The 826-nt window shown below is 43.3% G+C and carries 1 protein-coding gene and 1 pseudogene; both read left to right on the top strand.

Annotated features, from left to right (window positions below):
* Positions 1-210 (top strand): annotated as a pseudogene (locus tag ACTXGE_RS12465) (helix-turn-helix domain-containing protein); the annotation flags it as partial.
* A partial coding sequence (locus ACTXGE_RS12460; protein WP_443543694.1) for an IS3 family transposase occupies positions 198-826 on the top strand: 629 nt, incomplete at its 3' end. The pseudogene ACTXGE_RS12465 and the gene ACTXGE_RS12460, both read left to right, overlap by 13 nt.

Raw genomic sequence — 826 nt, 5'->3', positions numbered from 1 at the left:
CTCTACGGTATGTCTGGACTCACATCCAAATATAAAGGTAGTACTATGGCATCTCCTATCACAGACAAACCTGATAATGAAAAGACCTTAGCAGAGCTCAAGCGTGAGAATGAGTATTTACGAGCGGAGAACGCCTATCTAAAAAAGCTCGATGCCTTGCTCAAGGAAAGGAAACAAGCCGCGATAAAGCAAGGCTCATCGAAGGACTAAGGCAGCAATATGCGTTATCTGACTTACTGACCATAGCAAAGCTTGCAAGGAGTAGTTTCTACTATCATAGAGCACAGCTTTGGAGTGAAGATAAATACGCCGATCTCAAACAGCGTATCAGTGATATCTATCATCACCATAAAGGTCGGTATGGCTACCGTCGAATCACCCAAGCACTCAAGAATGAGGGTTTAATTCATAACCATAAACTGATTGCCAGGCTCATGGGACAGCTTAAGCTGACTGCCAGAATCAGAAGGCAAAAGTATCGATCCTACAAAGGACAGTGCGGCGTCATAGCTAAGAATAGAGTCAAGCGCAAGTTCAGGGCGAGTGCGCCTAATCGCAGATGGTTTACTGACATTACTGAGTTTAAAGTGGGCGGTGATAAGTTGTATCTGTCTCCTATACTAGATTGCTATAACAATGAGATCATCAGTTATACGCTCTCAAGACGACCGGTATATGACTTAGTGAAACAGATGCTAGATGGTGCGCTTAAAGGCATACCTAAAAAACGCAAGGAGGAGTTGACACTGCATTCAGATCAAGGCTGGCATTATCAGATGAAGCCGTTTGCAAAGTCGCTTAAAGCGAATCATATTAAGCAAAGTAT

The sequence above is a fragment of the Psychrobacter sp. T6-4 genome, assembly GCF_052258425.1.
In the GTDB taxonomy this organism is placed as follows: Bacteria; Pseudomonadota; Gammaproteobacteria; order Pseudomonadales; family Moraxellaceae; genus Psychrobacter.
Note: the sequence above shows the minus strand (reverse complement) of the source record. Positions and strands in the feature narration are given on the sequence as shown.